We start from the raw sequence: 23,341 nt of genomic DNA, 5'->3' as shown, positions 1-23,341 counted from the left end.
GGTTACGTTTGCAATTGTAGCCGGCCCGGTCACCGAACCCCAATGATCGAGGTCATGCGGCTTGACCCCCGTCGCGCCACCCGCCACAATTATCGCTATATCGCGATAGATTGATTGATAGGTGCGCAATGGACTTGGAAGGCTGGTCTTCCCGACTCAAGGTATTCGCCGACGCCACGCGCGTACGGCTGCTGGCCCTGCTGGAGCGCGAGGAACTGACCGTCGCGGAGCTGTCCGCCATCACCCGCCTGGCCCAGCCGCGCGTCTCCACCCACCTGGCCAAGCTCAAGGAAGCCGGGCTGGTCCGCGACCGCCGCGCCGGCGTGTCGGCCTACTACCGTTTCGACGACACCGCACTGGACTCGGCACAGCGCGCATTGTGGCAGACCCTGCGGGAGGGTAGCGACGATCCCTTGCTCCGACAGGACGCCGAGCGCGTCACTGAGGTACTGGCCAGTCGCGCCGCAGACCAGAACTGGGCGGACGCAGTGGCCGGCGACATGGAGCGCCATTACTCCCCCGGCCGCACGTGGGAGGCCATGGCGCGCTCCGCGCTGCCGCTGCTGGAGCCGGGCGACGTGCTGGACATCGCTTCGGGCGATGGGGTGATGGCCGAACTGCTGGCCCCGCACTCCCACCGATACGTCTGCCTGGACTCCAGCACCAAGGTGGTGCTGGCGGCCTCCGAACGCCTGCGCAAGCTGAAGAACGTGGAAGTGCGCGAGGGCGACATGCACGCCCTCCCCTTCGCCGACGAGCAGTTCGACCTGGTTGTGCTGATGCATGCCCTCACCTACGCCGAGCACCCGGCGCAAGCCGTGCTGGAAGCCTCGCGCGTGCTGCGCCCGGGTGGCCGGTTGCTCTTGACCAGCCTGGCCAAGCACGAGCACCGGTCCGTGGTGGAGGCTTATGGCCACGTCAACCTTGGCTTCACCGAGAAGGAACTCAGCCGGTTCGTGAGCCGTGCCGGTTTCGACATCGTCTCGTGCGAGACCGTCACCCGCGAACGCCGCCCGCCCCACTTCGAGGTGATCGCGCTGATTGCGCGCAAGCCACTCGTTGCCCGCTGAACCCCGTTGCCCATGAACACCCTCCCCTGGCTCAATCCTGCCCGTGCCGAGGCGCTCCAGCAGCGTCTGTCCCAGCGCATCCTGATCATCGACGGGGCCATGGGCACCATGATCCAGCGCCACCACCTGCAGGAAGCCGATTACCGCGGCGAGCGCTTCGCAGAGGGATACGACAGGCTCTGGTCACCCGGCGCGGGCCATGCCCACGGTGACGCCTGTGGCTGCGGCCACGACCAGCGCGGCAACAACGACCTGCTCAGCCTGACCCGCCCGGACATCATCACGGACATCCATCGCCAGTACCTGGATGCCGGCGCGGACCTGATCGAAACCAACACGTTCAACTCCACCACGATCTCCTTGGCCGATTACGGCCTGCAACATCTGGCCCGGGAGTTGAACGAGGAAGGCGCGCGCCTGGCCCGAGCCGCCTGCGACGAGGCCGAGGCCCGCGATCCGTCGCATCCCCGTTTCGTGATCGGCGTACTGGGGCCGACCAGCCGTACCGCCTCGCTCAGCCCGGACGTCAATCGTCCCGGGTTCCGCGCCATCAGCTTCGACGAACTGCGCGTGGCCTACCGTGAAGCCACGGACGGCCTGATCGACGGCGGTGCCGACGTGCTGATGGTGGAGACCGTGTTCGACACGCTCAACGCGAAAGCCGCGCTGTTCGCCATCGAAGAGGCATTCGACGCCCGCGGCGTCCGCGTGCCGGTGATGGTGTCCGGCACGATCACCGATGCCTCCGGGCGCACGCTCTCCGGCCAGACCGCCGAAGCGTTCTGGTATTCGCTGCGCCATGCGCAACCGCTGGCCATCGGCCTGAACTGCGCGCTCGGCGCCAAGGACCTGCGCGTGCACATCGACGTGCTGGCGCAAGTGGCTGATGCCTACGTAAGCTGCCACCCCAACGCGGGCCTGCCCAACGCGTTTGGCGGTTACGACGAGACACCGGAAGACATGGCCGCGGTCCTGCGCGGCTTTGCAGAAGCCGGGTTGCTGAACCTGGTCGGTGGCTGCTGCGGCACCACGCCCGAACACATTGCCGCCATTTCGGCCGCGGTGGCAGACCTGCCCCCGCGCGAACGCCCTCCACTGGAAGCCGCGGCCTGAAGCCGACAACGCGCCACTGAACCCCCCATGCACATCCTCCCCCGCCAGACGCGCCTAAGTGGCCTTGAGCCACTGCAGATCACCCCGCAGAGCAACTTCGTCAACGTCGGCGAGCGCACCAACGTCACGGGCAGCGCGCAGTTCAAGAAGCTGATCCTGGAAGGACGCCTTGATGAGGCCGTGGTGGTGGCCCGCCAACAGGTCGAGAACGGCGCGCAGGTCATCGACGTCAACATGGACGAGGGGCTGCTCGACTCCGAGCAGGCCATGGTCGCCTACCTCAACCTGATCGCCGCCGAACCCGACATCGCACGCGTGCCGGTGATGGTGGACAGCTCCAAGTGGAGCGTGATCGAGGCTGGCCTGAAGTGCCTGCAGGGCAAGGGCATCGTCAACTCCATCTCGATGAAGGAAGGCGAAGCCGAATTCCTGCGGCAGGCACGTCTCGTGCGCCGCTATGGCGCCGCGGTGGTGGTAATGGCCTTCGACGAAACGGGCCAAGCCGACACGGTCGAGCGCAAGGTCGAGATCTGCACGCGTGCCTACAAGCTGCTGACCGAAGAGATTGGCTTCCCACCCGAGGACATCATCTTCGATCCGAACGTGTTCGCGATCGCCACCGGCATCGAGGAGCACAACGACTATGCGGTGGCCTTCATCGAGGCCTGCCGCGAACTGAAGCGGCGCCATCCGTTCAGCCATATCTCCGGCGGCGTCTCCAATGTCTCGTTCTCGTTCCGCGGCAACGAGCCGGTGCGCCAGGCCATCCATGTCGTGTTCCTTTACCACGCCATCAAGGCGGGGATGGACATGGGCATCGTCAACGCCGGCGCGCTGCCGCTGTACGACGACCTGGACCCACTGTTGCGCGAGCGCGTGGAAGATGTGGTGCTTAACCGCCGCGCCGATGCCACCGAGCGACTGCTGGAAATCGCCGACCGTTACAAGGGCAAAAAGGGCGAGAAGAAGGTCGAGGACCTTGCCTGGCGCGAGAAGCCGGTGCGCGCACGCCTGAGCCATGCGCTGGTGCACGGCATCGACCAGTACATCGAGGGCGACACTGAGGAAGCGCGTGCCTTGTCCTCGCGCCCACTGGATGTGATCGAAGGTCCGCTGATGGACGGCATGAACGTCGTCGGCGACCTGTTCGGCGCGGGCAAGATGTTCCTGCCTCAGGTGGTGAAGTCCGCCCGGGTGATGAAGAAGGCGGTGGCCTACCTGCTTCCTTTCATCGAAGCCGAAAAGCTGCGTACCGGCGATGCGGGCAAGTCCAACGGCAAGATCGTGATGGCCACGGTCAAGGGCGACGTGCACGACATCGGCAAGAACATCGTGGGCGTCGTGCTGGCCTGCAACAACTTCGAGGTTATCGACCTGGGCGTCATGGTGCCGGCTCAGACCATCCTCGACGCTGCCGTGCGCGAAAACGCTGACCTGGTGGGCCTGTCCGGGCTGATCACGCCCTCGCTGGAGGAAATGAGCCACGTGGCGCGTGAAATGCAGCGCCAGGGCCTGAGCATGCCGCTGATGATCGGCGGTGCCACCACCTCGCGCGCGCATACTGCGTTGAAGATCGACCCGCACTATCAGGCGCCCACCGTGTGGGTGAAGGACGCGTCGCGTGCGGTCGGTGTGGCCCAGTCTCTGATCAGCGTCGACCTGCGCGACGCGTTCGTCGCCGCCAATTCAGTAGATTACGCGGACATCCGCGAACGCCATCGCAACCGCGGCGATGGCAAGCGCCTGGTGTCACTGGAGAAGGCCCGTGCGCAGCGCTTCGATGGCGGCTGGGCGGACTACGCGCCTCCCGCCCCGAACCAGCCCGGCCTGCATGTCTTCAACGATTGGCCGCTCGACGACCTGGTGGAGCTCATCGACTGGACGCCGTTCTTCCAGGCCTGGGAGCTGGCCGGACGCTTCCCCGCCATTCTTGATGACGAGGTCGTCGGAACGCAGGCGCGCGAGCTCTACCGCGACGCGCGCGCCATGCTGGAGCGCATCGTCAAGGAAAAGTGGCTGACTGCAAAGGCCGTGTTCGCTCTTTGGCCCGCGCAGTCAATCGGCGATGACGTGGTGATCGAGGTGGACGGCCGCACCGAGACCCTGCACTTCCTGCGCCAGCAGGCCGACAAGCCGCTCGAGCGCCCGGACTTCTGCCTTGCCGATTTCATCGCGCCACAGGGCAGCGGGCGCCAGGACTGGGTGGGCGGCTTTGCGGTGACTGCCGGGATCGGCATCGAGGAGCACGTTGCGCGCTTCGAGGCCGACCATGACGACTACAACGCCATCCTGCTCAAGGCCCTCGCCGACCGCCTCGCCGAAACCCTCGCCGAGCGCCTGCACCAGCGCGTGCGCACTGAATTCTGGGGCTATGCGGCTGATGAGGCCCTGGATTGCGAATCACTTATCGATGAAAAGTACCGCGGCATTCGCCCGGCACCCGGCTACCCCGCCTGCCCCGAGCACAGCGAGAAGGCCACGCTGTTCCGCCTGCTGGATGCCGAGCAGCGCATCGGCCTGCGCCTGACCGAGAGCTACGCGATGTACCCGGCCGCGGCAGTGTCCGGCTACTACTTCAGCCACCCGCGCAGCCAGTACTTCGTCGTCGGACGGGTGTCCAAGGAGCAGGTAGAGGACTACGCGCGGCGCAAGGGCGTGGGATTGGTGCAGGCGGAGCGGTGGCTGGCGTCAAACCTGGATTACGACCCGGAATAGCGGCCACCCAGCCAGGCCTGAGAGTGCGCCGCCGGCTTAGTCGGCCTCGGCGGCCGCTTCGCGGCCCTGCTGCCGGATCAACGCCTCATCGCGTGCATCATTGATCGCATGCCGCACGCTGTCGATGTCGGCTACGGATTCATCGTGTTCGAACTGGCCGGTCAGTTCGCTGTCCGGATGCAACTCACCGGCCTCGAACAGCGCCCACATCTCTTCCGCGTACCAGGTCTCCAGCAACTCCGGCGCCCAACGGCCCAGGCTGGCCGTGATGTTATTGACGTCGCGCAACAACATCGTTCGCGCGGCATTGTTGCCGGCAGCGCTCACCACCTGCGGGAAGTCAATGATGACCGGGCCGTCCGGTGCGACCAGCACGTTGTACTCCGACAGGTCGCCGTGGATCAGCCCGACGCACAGCATCTTCACGATGTGGCGGATCAGAAAGCGGTGGAAGCCGCGGGCCTGGTCTGGCGCCAGTTCCACTTCGCCCAAGCGCGGCGCGGAATGGCCGTCCGCGTCGGTCACCAGCTCCATGACCAGGACGCCGTGGTAGTACCCGTACGGCTCTGGCACACGTACCCCGGCTTCGCGCAGTTGGTAGAGCGCGTCGACCTCGGTGTTCTTCCAGGCGACTTCCTGCTGCTTGCGCCCGTACTTGCTGGCCTTGCCGATCGCCCGGGCCTCACGACTGCCGCGCACCTTGCGGCCTTCCTGGTACTGGACCCGTTGCTGGAAGCTGCGCTGGGCCATGTCCTTGTACACCTTGGCACAGCGCACGTCGTCGCCAGCGCGCACCACGTACACCGCCGCCTCCTTGCCGCTCTTGAGGGGACGCATCACTTCGTCGATAACGCCGTCGTCAATCAGCGCCTGCAGGCCGGGGGGAGTCTTCATGGGTTCCTGAATCGCGAGCGGCGTCGACGTCGGACTTCCGAATCGACGGGGGGCATATCATTACACTTGCTGCCCGCCGCCACGAATCCCGTCATGCCCGAACCCACCCGCCTCGACAAATGCATCGCCGCAATGGTCCCGTGCTCGCGCGCGGACGCGCAACAGTACATCGAAGGCGGCTGGGTGCTGGTCGATGGCGTCGTGGTGGAAGAGCCGCAGGCCCCCATCAGTGGGCAGCGGGTGGAACTTGCCCCCGGCGCGCGCCTGGAGCCGATCGAGCCCGCCACGGTATTACTGCACAAGCCCGCCGGGGTGGACATGCAGGACGCCGCGGCCCTGGTCACGCCGGGGATGCATTCCGAGGGCGACTTGTCAGAAATCCGCATGCTGAAGCGCCATTTCCACCGTCTGGCGCCGCTCATGCCACTGGACGCAGAGGCCAGCGGCCTGCTGGTACTCACCCAGGACGGCCGCGTCCGCCGTCGACTGACCGAAGACTACGCCCTCATCGAGCAGGAATTCGTGGTGGAGGTGGCCGGCGATATCGCGCCTTACGGCATGTCCCGGCTGGGCAGCGGCCTTCACTATCGGGGAACCCCCCTGCCGCCCTGCAAGGTGAGCTGGCAGAACGAGACCCGGCTTCGATTTGCCATCAAGGCCGTGCAGCCCGGGCAACTGCGCCACATGTGCCGCGAAGTGGGACTTGATGTGGTCTCGATTCGACGCCTGCGTATCGGCCGGATCGCGCTGAGCAAGATGCCGGTGGGAGAATGGCGATACCTTCCGGTCGGCGAGCGGTTCTGACGCGCCAGCCGGTCAGCCGCAATGACGGCCGACGCCCTCACCCACCCTTCAACAGTCCTTCACCAGACCAGATCGTCGGGCACCTGGAACTGCGGATCGCTGTACGGATCGTCTTCCGCGGGCGCATTCGGATCCACCTTGAGCGCCACGGCGGCGGCAAAGATCGCCTCCGCCTCGGCCAGCACGTCGGCGGCCACCAGCAGATAGCGTCCTTCCACTTGCACGACGCCCAATTCGCCGGCGTTCAGAGCCTTCAGCTGCTCGGCGGTGACGTAGATGCGCTTGATCTTCCCGCCGTACGGAAAGTGCCGGGCGATCTCCGCATCCGCCACGTTCAGGCCCTTGTCCTTGACGAACTCGGCCAGCTTGGCGCGGGCTTCGCGCTTGATACGCGCCTCTTCCTGCTTGGCCTTTTCCGCGGCGATGCGCTCATCCTTCTCGCGCTGGGCGCGGATGGCGTAGGCCTTGGCGAGGTCAATATCCTCGCGGCTGGCCGGCTTCTGGCCGCCGTGCCGCTGAGCGCCGGGATTCTGGCCACCGCGCTTCTGTTCGCCATGTGACCGACCGCCTCCGGGTTGGCCACCGCGTCCATGGCCGCCCTTGGCATCGGCACCCCGATGGTGCGCCGCGCCGCCGGGCCGTCCCTTGCCGCCGGGCCGTCCCTTGCCGCCGGTCGCGCCAGGGCCGTGCTTCCCACCCGACGGCTTCTCACTGCGCTCGGGCTTGGCTGGCCCCTTGAACCCCAGGCCAAGCAGTTGGTCGCGAAGGCTGTTACTACTCATGCTGTCTCTCTTGCCTGTTGCACCCGGTACGCGCGGCCATGCCGCTGCGACAGCCGGACGGAAATCAGTAATGCGGCGGGGGCGGTTCGCTGGCCGGATCCCCGGTCAGGGGTGCGTTCGACATGGCCACACGCAGCTGCCGCAATTCGTCCATGACTCGATGCAGCCGCAATGCGTTGCGAGCCTCCTCGTCACGAGCCGCCGCCAGCGCGTCGCTCAGCTCAGTCAACGCCTGCTCCTGGAAGGCCAGACGCGTCTCCAGGTCCACCAGCCGCGCTTCAAGTTCGCTGCTCACGAAGCCGCCTGAATCGAGCGGCCGCGACCGATGCCGTAATACGCCAATCCAATGGCCTCCAATTCATCGGGGTGGTACAGGTTGCGGCCGTCGAAGACCACCTTGTCACGCAGCGCGTCGCGCACGCGGGCAAGGTCGGGGCTTCGGAACTGCTTCCACTCCGTCACCACCACCAGCGCGTCCACGTCGACCAACGCCTGGTAGGCCGAATCGCACAGAACCAGATCGTCGCGCTCGCCGAAAATACGCTGCGCCTCATGGTGGGCCTCGGGGTCGTACGCCCGCACCTTGGCTCCCGCCTGCCACAGCAGGCCGAGCAACGTACGGCTGGAGGCCTCGCGCATGTCATCGGTGTTGGGCTTGAACGCCAGCCCCCAGACGGCCACGGTCTTGCCGCGCAACGCCTCGATGCCACCGTAATGGCGCACCATCAACTCGAAGAGGTGGGCCTTTTGGCGGTCGTTGACTGACTCCACCGAGTTCAACAACTCGGCGTTGTAGCCGTGCTGCTGCGCGGTCTTGGCCAGCGCCTGCACATCCTTCGGGAAGCAGGAGCCGCCGTAACCCGCACCGGGGTAAATGAAATACCAGCCAATGCGCGGATCGGAGCCGATGCCTTGCCGCACCATTTCCACGTCGGCACCGACGCGCTCGGCAATGTTGGCGATCTCGTTCATGAAGCTGATCTTGGTAGCCAGCATCGCGTTGGCCGCGTACTTGGTCAGCTCCGCCGAACGCACGTCCATCACCACGATGCGCTCGTGGTTGCGATTGAACGGCGCATACAGGCGCTTCAGCTTCTCGACCGCACCCGCGTCGTCGGCGCCGATCACGATGCGGTCGGGGCGCATGCAGTCATTGACCGCATCGCCTTCCTTCAGGAACTCGGGGTTGGAAACCACATGGAAGGCGACGTCCTCGCCACGGCTTGCCAGCTCTGCGGCAATCGTCGCGCGCACCTTGTCGGCGGTCCCGACCGGCACGGTGGACTTGTCCACCACGATCGCGGGCTTCTGCAGGTGCTGGCCGATGGTGCGTGCTACCGCCAGCACGTACTTGAGGTCCGCGCTGCCGTCCTCGTCGGGGGGCGTACCGACCGCGATGAACAACACATCGCCATGGCCAATGCCCGCGGCCGCGTCCGTCGTAAAGCGCAGGCGACCGGCCGCATGGTTGGCCTTCACCATCGGCTCCAGGCCCGGCTCGAAGATCGGGATGATGCCGTTGTTCAAGCCATCGACCTTGGCGGTGTCGATGTCGACGCAGACCACGTCGTGGCCGACATCGGCCAAGCAGGTGCCGGTGACCAGGCCTACATAGCCGGTGCCGAAAATGGTGACGCGCATTCCCTGGATCCTTCAGTGCGGTGATGCAACAAACTGCCGGGCATACGGCGGCCGCTGCATCGCAGCGGCCGCCGGTGTGGCTTACTTCTTCGCCGGCTGCACCACGTCCTGCAGCTCAACTTCGAACACCAACGTCTCGTTCGGGCCGATCGGGCCACCCGGGGTGCCGGCTTCGCCGTAGCCCAGCTTCGCCGGGATCCAAAGCTTGTACTTGCTGCCCACGGTCATCAGCTGCAGACCTTCCTGCCAGCCCGGGACCACGCCCTGCAGCGGGAACACGACCGGTTCGCCACGGTCGTAGGAGCTGTCGAAGGTCTTGCCGTCCAGCAGGGTGCCCTTGTAGTGCACCTTCACCATGTCGGTGGCCTTCGGCTTGGCGCCGGTGCCTTCGGTGATGACCTGGTATTGCAGGCCGGAAGCCGTCGTCTTCACGCCTTCCTTCTTGGCATTCTCGGCCAGGAATTTCGTGCCCGCCTCGGCGTTCTTCTTGGCCTTGGCCATCATTTCCGCGATGCGCTTGGCCTGGATCTTCTGGCCGAAGGCCTCGCGGATGGCCTGTGCCTGCTTGTCGTCGATCAGTGCCTTTTCACCGGCCACGCCGGCCTTGAGGCCTTTGATCATGGCCTCGACGTCGTACTCGCCCTTCGCGGGCTCCAGCGACTTGGCGATGTCCAGGCCGATCACGTAACCGGCCTGGGCCTTCTCGCCCTCCAAGCCCGGGATCTTGGCGGCCGTGGACGCAGCGTCGGCGGACGCAGCGCCCGTGGCGGCGCCTTCAGCCTTGTCAGCGGGCTTGTTGCAAGCGGCCAGCGCCAGCGTGGCGGCGGCCAGTACGGCGATATGACGCACGGATTGCTTCATGGAACAGGACTCCATCGGGATGCGACGACCGTCGCGCTGGCGGGGGCCAACGCGGCGGATGGGCACGGAACGTGCCGGCGGAATGTGTCGTGGCGGGACTGAACGTACCGTTACGGCACGATCGCCATCAGCTCGACATCGAACTGCAGCGTGGCATTCGGACCGATCGGGCCGCCCGGAGTTCCGCGCGCGCCGTAGGCCAACTCGCCCGGGATCCAGAAGCGGAACTTGCTGCCCACGGGCATCATTGCAACGCCTTCGGTCCAGCCGGCGATCACCTGGTTCAGCGGGAACTCCGCTTCCTGGCCACGATCGTACGAGCTGTCGAACACGGTGCCGTCCAGCAGCGTGCCGTGGTAGTTCACGCGCACTTTGTCGGTCGCCTTCGGGCGCGGACCCGAGCCCTGGCGCAGCACCATGTACTGCAGGCCCGACGGCGTGGTGAACACGCCCTTCTCACCCTTGTTCTTGGCCAGGAACGCGGCGCCTTCGGCCTTGTTCTTGTCAGCCTGTTCGGTCGCACGCGCCTGCGCCTTCGCTTGCATGCGCTGCGAGAATGCATCACGGATGGCGTTGGCTTCGGTTTCCGAGAGCAGCGACGGCTGCTTGGCCATCGCGGTACGCACCGACTGCATCAGGACCGGGAGTTCGATCTCTTCCTTGATGCCCGCCAGCGAACGCCCGACGTCAGCGCCCACCAGATAGCCCACCTTGTCCTTGGCCACTTCGGGTGCCTTGGTGCCTTCCGGCGCCTTGCCCATGCGCACGCCAATGCGCTGCATCAGCGCGCCGCCCACGGCCTGCGCTTCCTTGTCGTCCAGCAGCGGCTTGCCACCGTTGAAGGCGTTCTGGACCGCGCGCTCGAACGCAGCCACGTCGAGGTCCGGACCCACGGGCGCGATCGAGGTCGCGACGTCCTGGCCAATCATGTAGCTGACCTTTTCACGGTCGGTCGTAAGCACGGTCTTGTCCTTGGCAATGGCGACGGCACCGGTAAGGGCCGCGGCAGTGGTGATGATCACGGCCAGGCCGCGCGAGAAAGCATTCATTCCGAGACAACTCCTGTCGGATACGCCGCTGGCGCGGCGCGAAGTCCCCATTGTCGCGGCCTGCGCCCCAGACGGCAATCTCAGGCGCCGATCAACGCGTCAGGAGGCGCCGGCATTCAGCGCTTGGCTGGCCGGGGGGCCTTCAGGGCCTGTTCGATGGCGTTCACGATGGCCTTGTCATCGGGCTTGGTGCGACTGCCCCAACTGGCCACCAGACGGCCATCGCGGCCGATCAGGTATTTATGGAAGTTCCACTTCGGCGCTTCGCCCGAGGCGGCCGCCAGCGCCTTGTAGAACGGCGTGGTTTGTTCACCCACCACGTGCACTTTCTCGAACATCGGGAATTTCACCCCGTAGGTCAGCGTGCAGAACTCCTGGATCTCCTTCTCGTCCGTGAATTCCTGCTCGCGGAAGTCGCCCGACGGGAAACCCAGGACGGCGAACCCCTTGCTCTTGTACTTGGCGTGCAGGGCCTCCAGGCCCTCGAACTGGGGCGTGAAGCCGCATTTACTGGCCGTGTTCACCACCAGCAGCACTTGGCCGCCATAGGTCGCCTCCAGGTTCACCGGGGTCTTGCCCGCCAGGGGACGAAAGGTGTGGGCCAGCAGGCCCGAGGCCGCCAGGACGGCGCCGCCAGCCAGCAAGGATGCGGCCGCAAAGGCCGCCAGGACGGGGTTTCGGGACATGGGAAGGCATCTCAAGAGGGCCGGGGCCCAAGTATGACTTCAGTTGGGTCGGCGGCGCTTGACGGGACGTATTTTGGTGTTATAGTTGCCTACAACACCGGTCTACTAACGAGCAGGACGTTCACCATGAACAACGCGCTCCGCCACACCGCACTGACCTTCGCCGCCGCCAGCGCCCTGCTGGTGCTGGTGGCCCTGCCCACGACGCCGACCAGCGTCGCCACGGGCGCGTCGCTTCCCAACCCGGTTGCGGCTGCGGCTGACACCCTCTCCCCCACGGGCCTGCCGTCCACGGACGGCTCCGTGGATGTCTCCAAACGCGTCATCAGGAAGAGTGCGCGCCACCGCCGGCAGACGTTGGTCATGCCCTTTTTCTCATTCGCACAGCGGGGTTGACCATGTCCGCAATTCAATGGAGCGATGGCGCTCCCATCTACCGCCAGCTGAAGGACCGCGTCATCGCCATGATGCTCGATGGCGTCCTCAAGCCCGGCGACGCCCTGCCCTCCGTCCGGCAGGTCGCGGCCGAGTACCAGCTGAATCCCATCACCGTCTCGCGCGCCTATCAGGAACTGGCGGACGAGGCACTCGTAGAAAAGCGCAGGGGACTGGGCATGTACGTCACAGAAGAGGCTGCAAGGAAGTTGCTCATCAATGAACGTGAACGCTTCCTCAGCGAGGAATGGCCGCTGGTACTGGAGCGCATCCAGCGCCTGGGCCTGTCCATGGAGGAACTGATGGGGCCGAAGGCCATTGGAGGTACGGCATGAACACCATGGCCAATGTCGCCACCGGCTCGGTGGTCACCGCCCGCAACCTGCGCAAGGCCTACAAGAACAAGGTGGCGCTGGACAACACCACGTTCTCCATCCCCACCGGCCGCATCATCGGTCTGATCGGCCCCAACGGCGCGGGCAAGACGACCGCGCTCAAGGCCATCCTTGGCCTGATCCCGTTCGAGGGCGAGCTGAACGTGCTGGGCCGCGACCCGCGCACCCAGCGTGACGAGCTGATGCGCGACGTGTGCTTCATCGCCGATGTGGCGGTGCTGCCGCGCTGGATCCGGGTCAAGGAAGCCATTGAATTCGTCGCCGGCGTGCACCCGCGCTTCGACCGCGCCAAGTGCGAGCGCTTCCTCGAGCACACCCAGCTCAAGCCCAACCTTCGCGTCCGTGAGATGTCCAAGGGCATGATCGTGCAGCTGCACCTGGCGCTGGTGATGGCCATCGACGCCAAGCTGCTGGTGCTGGACGAGCCGACCCTGGGCCTGGACATCCTCTACCGCAAGCAGTTCTACCAGCGCCTGCTGGAGGACTACTTCGACGAGGAGAAGACGATCATCGTCACCACCCATCAGGTGGAGGAGATCGAGCACATCCTCACCGACGTCATGTTCATCCGCGACGGCAAGGTGGTGCTGGACAACGACATGGAGTCGCTGGGCGATCGCTTCATCGAGGTGCTGGTGGACACCGCCCACCTGGACGCCGCCCGCGGCCTCAAGCCGATCGACGAGCGCTCGCTGCCGTTCGGCAAGACCGTGATGCTGTTCGACGGCGTGCCCGCCGCGCAGCTGGACCCGCTCGGTGAAACCCGCACGCCGGGCCTGGCCGACCTGTTCGTCGCCACCATGAAGGGGACCTACGCATGAACGCTGTTGCCGAGACCCATGTGCGCGCCCCGGTGGCCGCACCCCACTCCACCCACAAGCTGAAACTGCTGCTCAAGCGTGAGTTCTGGGAGCACAAGGGCGGTTTCCTCTGGGCGCCTCTGGTGGCCGGTGGGATCTTCCTGCTGCTGAGCCTGATGGGCGCTGGCGTGGGCGAAGCCTTCCTGCGCAAGGCCCCCGACCATGCCCGCGTCAACGTCGAGGGCGCGAGCTTCCGCGTCAACGGGCTGGACCTGTCCCAGCTGACCGAAAAGCTGGGACCCGAGGAACTGCACGAGTTCGGTGGCGTGATCGACGCCAGCCTGTACATGGCCGCCAGCTGGCCACTGATCGTGCTGACCTTTGTCGTGTTCTTCTATTGCCTGAGCTGCCTGTACGACGACCGCAAGGACCGCAGCGTGCTGTTCTGGAAGTCGCTGCCGGTGTCCGACCGCGACACCGTGCTGTCGAAGGTGGCCAGCGCCGTCGTGGTGGCGCCCGCGCTCGCCATCGTGGCCGGCATCGTGACCATGCTCGGTTCGATGGTGCTGTACAGCGGCCTGGTGCTGCTGCACGGTGGCAATCCGCTGACCCTGCTGTGGGGGCCCGCCAGCCCGCTTAAGGTGGCCGGCAATATGATCGCCTCGCTCCCGGTGTACGCGCTGTGGGCCATGCCGACCGTGGGCTGGCTGATGCTCTGCTCGGCCTGGGCACGCAGCAAGGCGTTCCTGTGGGCAGTGATGATCCCGGTGTTCGCAGGCATCTTCGTCACCTGGTTCGACATGATGCCGTACTTCAACCTCGAGGCATCCTGGTTCTGGAAGAACGTCGTGGCCCGCGTGCTGTTCAGCGTGGCCCCGGGCACCTGGTTCGACGCCGCCCGTATCGGCCACATCGATGCCGACGGCCCGCAGGCGGTGCATTCGCTGGTGAACCTGCAGACCACCTACTCGACCCTGGCCTCGCCCTCGCTGTGGATTGGCGTGGTGGCTGGCGCCCTGATGCTGGTGGTCGCGATCCGACTGCGCCGGTGGCGTGACGAGGGCTGAGCCCTCGTCCTTCCCCCCTAAATTGCACAAGGTCCATTCCATGAGCACCGTACGCAACGCAACCCTGGCCCTGCTGACCTGCGTCCCCCTGCTGGGAGCGTGCCAACAGGCCCCCTCGCCGGCACCGACCAGCGCCCCCGACGCGCCCGCCAAGAGTTTGGGCAAGGTGGTGGAAGAGGCCACCCAAGCAGCCCGCACCAAGTTGGCCAACGAGCCCATCACCCTCGCCAGCGACAACAACTCGCTGCCGAAGGCGGAGATCTCGCCCAAGGGCGACCTGTTGATCGATGGCAAGGCCGTGCCCGTCGACGCCGCACAGCGCGCGCTGCTGCTGGAACATCGGGCGAACGTCGTCGCCATCGCCGAGGCAGGCATGGCGATCGGCGTTCGTGGCGCGGACCTGGGCATGAAGGCTGCCGGCGAAGCGCTCAAGGGCGTTTTCACTGGCAATACCGACGAGATCGAAAAGCGGATCGAAGCCGAAGCGGAGAACATCAAGGCCGAGGCGGTGGTGCTGTGCGATCGCCTGCCGGCCGTGCTGGATTCGCAGCAGCGGCTTGCGACTGCGATTCCGGAGTTCAAGCCCTACGCGACGATGACCGAAAAGGACATCGACGATTGCCATGACGAGACGGCGACCAAGCCTGCCGCCCCGGCGGCACCCTCTGCACCACCGGCGCCTCCCGCCCCTCCGGCCCCGACTGAAGGCTGAGCCTTCGACAACACGGGATGGGGGAGAGTACCCACGGACGGCGTCGTCATGATGACGACGCCGTTTTTCGTTCAACCCCCTGACACACCCTCGCGGATACCGCCCTTGGTCAGCGCGCGCGGATCCAGGAGCGCCCGCAACTCAGCCTCTGGCATCCCGGTTTCCTCCACCGCCACCGCCAACACCGGACGCCCTTCCTTGTAGGCCTGCTTGGCAATGGCCGCGGCCCGCTCGTAGCCGATGATCGGGTTGAGTGCGGTGACCAGGATCGGATTGCGATCCAGCGCTTCCCGCACCCGTTCCGCGCGCACTTGCATCCCGGCGATGCTGCGATCCGCCAGCAGGCGCATGCCGTTGGCCAACACGTGGATCGCATCCAGCAGGTTGGCGCCGATGAGCGGCAGCATCACGTTCAACTGGAAGTTGCCGCTCTGCCCCGCCACGGTAATCGCCGTGTGGTGCCCCATCACCTGCGCACAGACCATCGCAAGCGCCTCCGGCACCACCGCATTGACCTTGCCCGGCATGATCGAGCTGCCTGGCTGCAACGCCGGCAATTCGACTTCGCCCAGTCCCGCCAGAGGACCCGAATTCATCCAGCGCAGGTCGTTGGCGATCTTCATCAACGCCACCGCCAGTGCATTGAGCTGGCCCGACAGCTCCACCAGATCGTCCTGCGCGGCGATGCCCTCAAAGCGGTTGGAAGCCGCCTCGAAACGCGTGCCAGTTAGCCCGGTCAATGCTTTCGCCATGGCATTGCCAAAGCGCGGATCAGCGTTGATCCCGGTCCCAATGGCGGTCCCGCCAATCGGCAAGCGCCGCACGCGCTTGAGCGTGTCCTCAATCCGCGCCTGCGCCGAATCCAGTTGCGCGACCCAGGTACCGAACTCCTGCCCAAAGGTGAGCGGCATGGCATCCATGAGGTGGGTGCGCCCGGTCTTGGTCACCTTCGACAGGGCCCGCGCACGTCCGGCAACGGTACGGCGCAGATGCTTGAGTGCCGGCAGCAGCGCTTCGCCCACCGCCAACCGCGCGGAGACCCGGATGGCGGTCGGCACCACGTCATTGGAGCTCTGCCCCAGGTTCACATGATCGTTGGGATGCACCTTCGCCTTGCCCAGCCGCGAGGCCAGGGTGGCGATCACCTCGTTGGCGTTCATGTTGCTGGAGGTTCCCGATCCGGTCTGGAAAACATCCACCGGGAACTGGGCGTCGTGCTCGCCCGCAACCACCTCGAGCGCTGCCTTGCGAATCGCCGCTGCCATGCCTTTTCGTAGCAACCCCAGGCCGCCGTTGACCTCGGCAGCAGCGGCCTTGACCAATCCCAGCCCCCGGATGAAGTCGCGCGGCATCGGACGGCCGGACACCGGAAAGTTCTCCACGGCGCGCTGGGTCTGCGCGCCCCAAAGTGCCTCCTCGGGCACCCGCAGCGCCCCCATGCTGTCGTGCTCGATGCGGTATTTCGCCTGCTTGGGCATGGCCGCGCTCCCGGTCCAGGTTCGGATGGACCGAGCATAACGCCGGGCCGGTATGGGCTCGTTTCACCGCCTGGCACGGAATGCCCCCTCTTCGGTGGCTCGCCGCCCTGCACTCCCGCGCCCCGGAAACGCCCGGACGCCGGGACCTGTAGAATTACGGCCCCGCTTCGCCTACCGCGCACCCATGACCGCCGCCAACGTCGTCGAAACCCAGCTGCTTGCCCTGTCCCCGCTCGATGGCCGCTACGCCGGCAAAGTCGACGCGCTGCGCCCGATCTTCTCCGAATACGGCCTGATCCAGGCCCGCGTGAAGGTCGAGGTGGAGTGGCTGCTCGTGCTGGCCAACGAGCCGGGCATCGTGGAACTCAACCCGTTCTCGGCCGCTGCCGTCGCCCGACTGCGCGCCCTCGCCGACGAGTTATCGGTCCGCGACGCCGCCCGGGTCAAGGAGATCGAGCGCACCACCAACCACGACGTCAAGGCCGTCGAGTACCTGATCAAGGAAAAGCTCAAGGACGACGCCGAGCTGGCCCCCGCGCTGGAGTTCGTGCACTTCGCCTGCACTTCCGAGGACATCAACAACCTCAGCTACTCGCTGATGCTCAACGCCGCGCGCGAGCAGGTCATGCTGCCGGCGCTGGACGGGGTGATCAGCAAGCTCCGCACCATGGCCCACGAATACGCCGGCCTGCCGATGCTCTCGCGCACCCACGGCCAGACCGCCTCGCCGACCACCGTGGGCAAGGAACTCGCCAACGTCGTCGCCCGCCTGCAGCGCCAGCGCGACGTGCTGGCCGCGCTGCCAATGCCGGGCAAGATCAACGGCGCGGTGGGCAACTACAACGCACACTCGGTCTCTTACCCGGACGTGGACTGGGCAAAGTTCTCGCAGGTCTTCGTGACTTCGCTGGGCCTGACCTGGCAGCCGTACACCACCCAGATCGAGCCGCACGACGGCATCGCCGAGCTGTGCGACGTGCAGAAGCGCATCGACACCATCCTGCTCGACCTGTGCCGCGACATGTGGGGCTACATCTCGGTCGGCTACTTCAAGCAGGCCGTCAAGGCCGGCGAAGTGGGCAGCTCGGCCATGCCGCACAAGGTCAACCCGATCGACTTCGAGAACGCGGAAGGCAACTTCGGCATCGCCAACGCGCTGCTGGAACACTTCGCCGCCAAGCTGCCGATCAGCCGCTGGCAGCGCGACCTGACCGACTCCACCGTGTTGCGCGCGCTGGGCACCGCCTTCGGCCACGCGCTGATCGGGTTCGAGGCGCTGGGCCGCGGCCTGGGCAAGGTCTCGGCCAACCCGGAGCGCCTGGCTGCCGACCTCGATGCCTCGTGGGAAGTGCTGGCCGAAGCCGTGCAGACCGTAATGCGCCGTCATGGCCTGCCGCAGCCGTACGAGCAACTGAAGGCCCTGACCCGCGGCCACGGCATCGACAAGCAGTCCATGCGCGATTTCATCGCTGGCTTGGAACTGCCGGCCGAGGCAAAGCAGCGCCTGCTCGAGATGACGCCGGGCAGCTACATCGGCATCGCCGAGCGACTCGCGAAGGAAATTTGATCGTCCTCAGGGCGAGCTGAAGGCGTCCGGGCGAGCATGCGTCCGGACGCCCCGGAACCCGTCCAATGGCATAAGCCGTGCCTCGACAGGGTGCGCCCGCCTCCACGACACCGGCGAAGGAGACCCGCCCATGGCCATCCGCAAGGCCCCGCGCAAACCAACCGGCCGCATCGCGGCACCAGGTAAGGCCAAGGCGGCCAATGATTTCCCCTTCGAGATCAATGCCCAGGGCAACGGCCCGCTGGGCATGTCGCCGGAGGCCTTCCTGCGCGACTACTGGCAGAAGCGCCCATTGCTGGTCCGCAACGCCTTCCCCGGCTTCATTTCGCCGATCCAGCCCGAAGACCTGGCCGGCGTGGCCTGCGAGGAAATGGCGCTGTCGCGCATCGTCATGCACGACCGCGCGCACGACGGCTGGACGGTGCGCACCGGCCCGTTCGACGAAGCCATGTTCCCCGACATGCCGCACCAGGACTGGACCCTGCTGGTGCAGGACATGGACAAGTGGGACGTGGACATCCGCGAGCTGCTGGAGGACTTCCGCTTCCTGCCGCGATGGCGCATCGACGACATCATGGTGTCCTTCGCCGCGCCCGGCGGCTCGGTCGGCGCACACGTGGACCAGTACGACGTGTTCCTGCTGCAGGCCCACGGCCACCGCCGCTGGCAGATCGACGCCTCGGTGGCGCAGGGTCGTCCCGCACCCTCACTCGCCTTCCGCCCCGATGTCGAGTTGAAGCTGCTGCAAGCCTTCCACGCCACCCACGACTGGGTGCTCGGCCCCGGCGACATGCTGTACCTGCCGCCCAACGTGCCGCACAACGGCGTGGCCGAGGACGCGTGCCTTACGTTTTCGGTGGGCATGCGCGCCCCCGCGGCTGCCGAGTTGCTGGGCGATTTCGTCGACACCCTCGCCGCAGAGGCTGACGAATCGCTGCGCTACCACGACCCCGACCTGAAACCGGCCAAGGATCCGTATGAGATCGATACGGACGCGATGGCGCGTGCGGTCGAGGCGCTCAACATGCTGCGCATGAACGATCCTGAGCGGCTGGGTGACTGGTTCGGCCGCTTCATGACCATCTACCGTGCCGCTGGCGAGGTCATGCCCAACGGCGAGGAGCGTTCGCGCATCGAGATCGAGTGGGACCTGCAACAGGGCGCCCAGCTGGTGCGCCATCCGTGGACGCGCATGGCCTGGCGCAAGGCGAGCCGCGGCGCCACGTTGTTCGTCAGCGGCCAGGACCACCCGCTGCCAGTGGCCGATGCCCGCCTGCTGGCCAACAATGCCAGCATCGACGGCCACGACTACGCGGCCCTGTCCGAACACGGCCGCGACCTGCTGTTTGCGCTACTGTCGGCTGGCCATTACCAGCTCCAGATCGCCGAAGACGAGGACTGACATGCCCGACGCCGAGTTCCAGGTCACTCCCATCGCCTATGACACCGGCTTGGCCGAGTTGCGCGCCGTGCGCGAGCCGGTCTTCGTCGCCGAGCAGGGCGTGCCGCTGGAGCTGGAGTGGGACGAGCTGGACCCGGCCTGCCACCATGTCATCGCCCGCGATGCCGGCGGCCATCCCATCGGCACCGGACGCCTGACGCCCGATCACCGCATTGGTCGGATGGCGGTACTGCCCGACTGGCGCGGCAAAGGCGTCGGCGACGCCCTGCTCCGCGCCTTGCTCGACGAGGCGCGCAAGCTGGGCTGGCGCGAGGTCACCCTGCACGCGCAGGTCACGGCGATCAATTTCTACGCCCGCCACGGCTTCCTGCCCTACGGTCCGCGATATGAAGAGGCCGGCATCGAGCACCAGTCCATGCGCCTGCTGCTGGACCACGCCAACGCCGTGGAGACCCGCGACCAGGCGCTGGCTGCATTGCTTGGCGTGGTCTCGGGCGCACGTCGCCAGCTGGTCATCTACAGCCGCGACCTCGACCCCGGCTTGCTCGACGACCCCGATCTCATCACCGCCCTGAAGCAACTGGCCACCCGCCGCGGCGAGATCCGCATCCTGCTGCAGGACCCGACGACACCCCAGCGCGCCCATTCGCCGCTGCTGGCGCTGGCCCAGCGCCTGCCCAGCGCCTTCCATTTCCGCGCCGTGGAGGAGCCCGGCGACCAGGCCTATGCCGCGGCTTACGCGGCCAGCGATGCCGGCGGCTGGTACTTCCGCACGCTCGGCCACCGCTTCGATGGCGAGACGCGGCTGGACGATCGCGCCCGCGCCCGGCAGCTGGAGGCCACGTTCGACCCCGTATGGGAACGCGCACGTCCCTGCAGCGAATACCGCGCACTCGGCATCTGACTGGTTTGACCTAAGTGTTAGCCGCGTGGCCCGCCGCAGGGGCTATAATTCGCGGATTGTTACCTGAATAGCGCCCGCGGCTCCCGCGGGACTCCCTGCCTCCCCCAAAAAGAGTTTCCCGATCACCGTCGTGGACAGCCTCCTGAAGCAGTTCTCCCAGTCGTCCCAGCTCGGCGCGAACGCCGCCTTCATCGAAGACCTGTACGAGCAGTACCTGGTCGATCCCGACAGCGTCGGGCCCAAGTGGAAAACCTATTTCGACGGCTTCAAGGGCCGCGAGGCGGGCGACGTGCCCCACTCCGCCGCGATCGAAAGCATCGTGGACGCGGGCAAGCGCGCCGCCAAGGGGCAGGTCACGGTCGCCGCGGGCGCCGGTGACGAGCGCGAGCGCCAGGTCGGCCGTCTGATCACCGCCTACCGTTCGCGCGGCCACCTGGGTGCCAACATCGACCCGCTGGGCCTGATGCAGAAGCCCGAAGCGCCGGACCTCGGCCTGGCCTTCCACCGCCTGTCCGAGAGCGATCTCAATGCCGAGTTCAGCACCGGTGGCGTGGGCGGTAACGACCGCATGAAGCTGGGCGACCTGCTCGCCCTGCTCAAGGCCACGTATACCGGCCCGATCGGCGCTGAGTTCATGCACATCACCGACGCCGAACAGCGTCGCTGGCTCTACGAGCGCCTGGAAAAGGCCGGCGGCAAGTACGGCCGCACCGCCGACGACAAGAAGCGCATCCTCGAGCGCCTCACCGCCGCCGATGGTCTGGAGCGTTACCTGGGCACCAAGTACGTCGGCCAGAAGCGCTTTTCGCTGGAAGGCGGCGATGCGCTGGTCCCGCTGATGGACACCACCATCCGCCGCGCCGGCACGCAGGGCGCCAAGGACGTGGTCATCGGCATGGCCCACCGCGGCCGCCTCAACATGCTGGTCAACACGCTCGGCAAGCCGCCGCGCCACCTGTTCGACGAGTTCGAAGGCAAGTTCGAGCACGTCCACAGCGACCTCGCCCACCAGGGCGACGTGAAGTACCACATGGGTTTCTCCGCCGACGTCGCTACCCCCGGCGGCCCGGTGCACCTGGCGCTGGCCTTCAACCCGTCGCACCTGGAAATCGTCGACCCGGTGGTCGTCGGTTCGGTGCGTTCGCGCCAGACCCGCCGCGGCGAGAAGGGCCGCGAGCAGGTCATCCCGGTGCTGATCCACGGCGACGCCGCATTCGCCGGCCAGGGCGTGGTGATGGAGCTGTTCCAGATGTCGCAGGCCCGCGGCTTCGCGGTCGGCGGCACGCTGCACATCGTCATCAACAACCAGGTGGGCTTCACCACCAGCGCCGTGCAGGACGCCCGCTCCACCCTGTACTGCACCGACGTGGCCAAGATGGTCGGCGCCCCGGTGCTGCACGTGAACGGCGACGATCCGGAAGCCGTGGTGTTCTGCGCCGAGCTGGCGCTGGACTTCCGCAACCGCTTCGGCCGCGACGTGGTCATCGACCTGGTCTGCTACCGCCGCCACGGCCACAACGAGGCCGACGAGCCGGCAGCCACCCAGCCGGTGATGTACCAGGTCATCCGCAAGCACAAGACCCCGCGCGAGCTGTACGCCGCCAAGCTGGTCGAGGAAGGCACGCTGACCGCCGACGAGGCGCAGGCGCTGGTCGATGGCTACCGCCAGAAGCTGGACGACGGCGTGGTCACCACCGAGGTGGTGGAGGTCAAGCCGGACGAGTTCACCATTGACTGGTCGAAGTACCTGACCGGCAAGCTGTCCGACCCGGTGGACACCACCTTTGACAGCAAGAAGCTGGTCGCGCTGGCCACCGAGATCAACGACGTACCGGACAGCATCAAGCTGCATCCGCGCGTGGCCAAGATCTACGAAGACCGCCGCAAGATGACCGCCGGCGAACTGCCGGGCGACTGGGGCTTTGCCGAGAACCTCGCCTACGCCACGCTGCTGGACGAAGGCTACAAGCTGCGCCTGGTCGGCCAGGACTGCGGTCGCGGCACGTTCTTCCACCGCCACGCCATCCAGCACGAGCAGACCAGCGACGAGTACATCCTGCCGCTGCGCCGCCTGGTCAAGAACCCGGTCGACGTCACCATCATCGACTCGCTGCTCAGCGAGGAAGCGGTGATGGCGTTCGAATACGGCTACTCCACCGCCGATCCGATGACCCTGGACATCTGGGAAGCGCAGTTCGGCGACTTCGCCAACGGCGCGCAGGTCGTCGTGGACCAGTTCCTGTCGTCGGGTGAGGCCAAGTGGGGCCGCCTGAGCGGCCTGGCGCTGTTCCTGCCGCACGGTTACGAAGGCCAGGGTCCGGAGCACAGCTCCGCGCGTCTGGAGCGTTACCTGCAGCTGTGCGCGCTCGACAACATGATCGTCTGCACGCCGACCACTCCGGCACAGGCGTACCACATGATCCGCCGCCAGATGCGCATGACCACCCGCAAGCCGCTGGTGGTGATGACGCCCAAGTCGCTGTTGCGCCACAAGCTGGCCGTGTCCTCGCTGGACGATCTGGCCAAGGGCGAGTTCCAGCAGCTGATCCCGGACGCCAACGCCAACCCGAAGAAGGTCAAGCGCGTCGTGGTCTGCGGCGGCAAGGTGTACTACGACCTGCTGGAAGAGCAGCAGAAGCAGGGCCTGGACAACGTGGCACTGGTTCGCGTGGAGCAGCTGTACCCGTTCCCGCGCAAGCAGCTGGCCGCCGAGCTCAAGCGTTTCTCCGCCGCCACCGACGTCGTGTGGTGCCAGGAAGAGCCGCAGAACCAGGGCGCGTGGTACCAGATCCGCCACCACCTCAACGCCTGCCTGGCGCCGAAGCAGTCGCTGCACTACGCCGGCCGTGCCCGCTCGCCGTCGCCGGCGGCCGGCCACTTCGCCGACCACGTGCGCGAGCAGACGCAGCTGATCGCAGACGCACTGGTCAATTCGTTGCGCGGCGAAGCCGGCGACGAGTGATCGT

20 protein-coding genes and 1 pseudogene are annotated in these 23,341 nt (G+C 66.5%); 13 read left to right on the top strand and 8 right to left on the bottom strand.

The genetic code is table 11. From position 1 onward, the window contains the following. Positions 1 to 128: 128 nt before the first annotated feature. The 3 genes and pseudogenes from ACYVBS_RS10770 to metH form a co-directional block, all read left to right on the top strand. A pseudogene (locus ACYVBS_RS10770) lies at positions 129 to 1,055 on the top strand (ArsR/SmtB family transcription factor); the annotation flags it as partial. Between the two features lie 27 nt (positions 1,056 to 1,082). Next, complete coding sequence (locus ACYVBS_RS10765; RefSeq protein WP_460823593.1) at positions 1,083 to 2,183, top strand: homocysteine S-methyltransferase family protein; 1,101 nt, start codon at positions 1,083 to 1,085, stop codon at positions 2,181 to 2,183. A gap of 27 nt (positions 2,184 to 2,210) precedes the next feature. Then, entirely contained in the window at positions 2,211 to 4,898 is a 2,688-nt protein-coding gene (gene metH, locus ACYVBS_RS10760; protein ID WP_460823592.1) for a methionine synthase, read from the top strand. A 36-nt stretch (positions 4,899 to 4,934) separates the two neighbouring features. Here the strand turns inward: metH and ACYVBS_RS10755 are convergent, their stop codons facing one another. Then, the gene (locus tag ACYVBS_RS10755) at positions 4,935 to 5,792 is read right to left on the bottom strand and encodes a PA4780 family RIO1-like protein kinase (protein ID WP_460823591.1); all 858 of its coding nucleotides are present in this window, start codon (positions 5,790 to 5,792) and stop codon (positions 4,935 to 4,937) included. A gap of 93 nt (positions 5,793 to 5,885) precedes the next feature. Between ACYVBS_RS10755 and ACYVBS_RS10750 the strand changes: the two genes are divergently transcribed. Next, positions 5,886 to 6,596, top strand: coding sequence for an rRNA pseudouridine synthase (locus tag ACYVBS_RS10750; protein ID WP_460823590.1), 711 nt, complete (start codon positions 5,886 to 5,888; stop codon positions 6,594 to 6,596). A 59-nt stretch (positions 6,597 to 6,655) separates the two neighbouring features. Here ACYVBS_RS10750 and ACYVBS_RS10745 read toward each other — a convergent pair whose 3' ends face one another. The 6 genes from ACYVBS_RS10745 to ACYVBS_RS10720 all read right to left on the bottom strand — a co-directional run bounded on the left by ACYVBS_RS10745 (position 6,656) and on the right by ACYVBS_RS10720 (position 11,615). Further along, a complete protein-coding gene (locus ACYVBS_RS10745; protein ID WP_460823589.1) occupies positions 6,656 to 7,378 on the bottom strand; it encodes a DUF2058 domain-containing protein in 723 nt (240 codons plus the stop codon). A 64-nt stretch (positions 7,379 to 7,442) separates the two neighbouring features. Beyond that, entirely contained in the window at positions 7,443 to 7,673 is a 231-nt protein-coding gene (locus ACYVBS_RS10740; protein ID WP_460823588.1) for a SlyX family protein, read from the bottom strand. Continuing rightward, positions 7,670 to 9,019, bottom strand: coding sequence for a UDP-glucose dehydrogenase family protein (locus tag ACYVBS_RS10735; RefSeq protein ID WP_460823587.1), 1,350 nt, complete (start codon positions 9,017 to 9,019; stop codon positions 7,670 to 7,672). Before ACYVBS_RS10735 ends, ACYVBS_RS10740 begins: the two co-directional genes overlap by 4 nt. Positions 9,020 to 9,100: 81 nt before the next feature. After that, positions 9,101 to 9,880: an FKBP-type peptidyl-prolyl cis-trans isomerase gene (locus tag ACYVBS_RS10730; RefSeq protein WP_460823585.1), complete on the bottom strand. Its 780-nt coding sequence runs from the start codon at positions 9,878 to 9,880 to the stop codon at positions 9,101 to 9,103. Positions 9,881 to 9,990: 110 nt separating this feature from the next. Then, positions 9,991 to 10,929, bottom strand: coding sequence for an FKBP-type peptidyl-prolyl cis-trans isomerase N-terminal domain-containing protein (locus ACYVBS_RS10725; protein WP_460823584.1), 939 nt, complete (start codon positions 10,927 to 10,929; stop codon positions 9,991 to 9,993). 116 nt (positions 10,930 to 11,045) lie between these two features. Next, a complete protein-coding gene (locus tag ACYVBS_RS10720) occupies positions 11,046 to 11,615 on the bottom strand; it encodes a glutathione peroxidase (protein ID WP_460823582.1) in 570 nt (189 codons plus the stop codon). A gap of 126 nt (positions 11,616 to 11,741) precedes the next feature. On the opposite strand from ACYVBS_RS10720, the gene ACYVBS_RS10715 reads away from it, so the two are divergent. Genes ACYVBS_RS10715 through ACYVBS_RS10695 form a run of 5 tightly spaced genes read left to right on the top strand, consistent with a single transcriptional unit; the run spans position 11,742 to position 15,024 of the window. After that, positions 11,742 to 12,011 carry a hypothetical protein gene (locus ACYVBS_RS10715; RefSeq protein ID WP_460823580.1) on the top strand — a complete coding sequence of 90 codons (270 nt, stop codon included), beginning with the start codon at positions 11,742 to 11,744 and terminating at the stop codon, positions 12,009 to 12,011. A gap of 2 nt (positions 12,012 to 12,013) precedes the next feature. Beyond that, a complete protein-coding gene (locus tag ACYVBS_RS10710; protein WP_460823579.1) occupies positions 12,014 to 12,385 on the top strand; it encodes a GntR family transcriptional regulator in 372 nt (123 codons plus the stop codon). Between the two features lie 5 nt (positions 12,386 to 12,390). Next, complete coding sequence (locus ACYVBS_RS10705; RefSeq protein ID WP_460823686.1) at positions 12,391 to 13,266, top strand: ABC transporter ATP-binding protein; 876 nt, start codon at positions 12,391 to 12,393, stop codon at positions 13,264 to 13,266. After that, positions 13,263 to 14,312, top strand: a complete 1,050-nt coding sequence (locus ACYVBS_RS10700; RefSeq protein ID WP_460823577.1) for an ABC-2 transporter permease — start codon at positions 13,263 to 13,265, stop codon at positions 14,310 to 14,312. Before ACYVBS_RS10705 ends, ACYVBS_RS10700 begins: the two co-directional genes overlap by 4 nt. 40 nt (positions 14,313 to 14,352) lie before the next feature. Further along, on the top strand, positions 14,353 to 15,024 hold the full coding sequence (locus ACYVBS_RS10695; RefSeq protein WP_460823576.1) for a hypothetical protein: 672 nt from the start codon (positions 14,353 to 14,355) through the stop codon (positions 15,022 to 15,024). 71 nt (positions 15,025 to 15,095) lie between these two features. Here ACYVBS_RS10695 and ACYVBS_RS10690 read toward each other — a convergent pair whose 3' ends face one another. After that, the gene (locus ACYVBS_RS10690) at positions 15,096 to 16,502 is read right to left on the bottom strand and encodes a class II fumarate hydratase (protein WP_460823574.1); all 1,407 of its coding nucleotides are present in this window, start codon (positions 16,500 to 16,502) and stop codon (positions 15,096 to 15,098) included. Between the two features lie 184 nt (positions 16,503 to 16,686). On the opposite strand from ACYVBS_RS10690, the gene purB reads away from it, so the two are divergent. The 4 genes from purB (at position 16,687) to ACYVBS_RS10670 (ending at position 23,337) form a co-directional block, all read left to right on the top strand. Beyond that, complete coding sequence (purB, locus tag ACYVBS_RS10685) at positions 16,687 to 18,069, top strand: adenylosuccinate lyase (RefSeq protein ID WP_460823573.1); 1,383 nt, start codon at positions 16,687 to 16,689, stop codon at positions 18,067 to 18,069. A 247-nt stretch (positions 18,070 to 18,316) separates the two neighbouring features. Further along, a complete protein-coding gene (locus ACYVBS_RS10680) occupies positions 18,317 to 19,471 on the top strand; it encodes a ribosomal protein uL16 3-hydroxylase (RefSeq protein WP_460823685.1) in 1,155 nt (384 codons plus the stop codon). A 1-nt stretch (position 19,472) separates the two neighbouring features. Beyond that, positions 19,473 to 20,375 carry a GNAT family N-acetyltransferase gene (locus ACYVBS_RS10675; protein WP_460823572.1) on the top strand — a complete coding sequence of 301 codons (903 nt, stop codon included), beginning with the start codon at positions 19,473 to 19,475 and terminating at the stop codon, positions 20,373 to 20,375. A 130-nt stretch (positions 20,376 to 20,505) separates the two neighbouring features. After that, entirely contained in the window at positions 20,506 to 23,337 is a 2,832-nt protein-coding gene (locus ACYVBS_RS10670) for a 2-oxoglutarate dehydrogenase E1 component (protein ID WP_460823571.1), read from the top strand. The last annotated feature ends 4 nt before the right edge of the window (positions 23,338 to 23,341 follow it).

The sequence above is a fragment of the Lysobacter olei genome (genome assembly GCF_054777355.1).
Note: the sequence above shows the minus strand (reverse complement) of the source record. Positions and strands in the feature narration are given on the sequence as shown.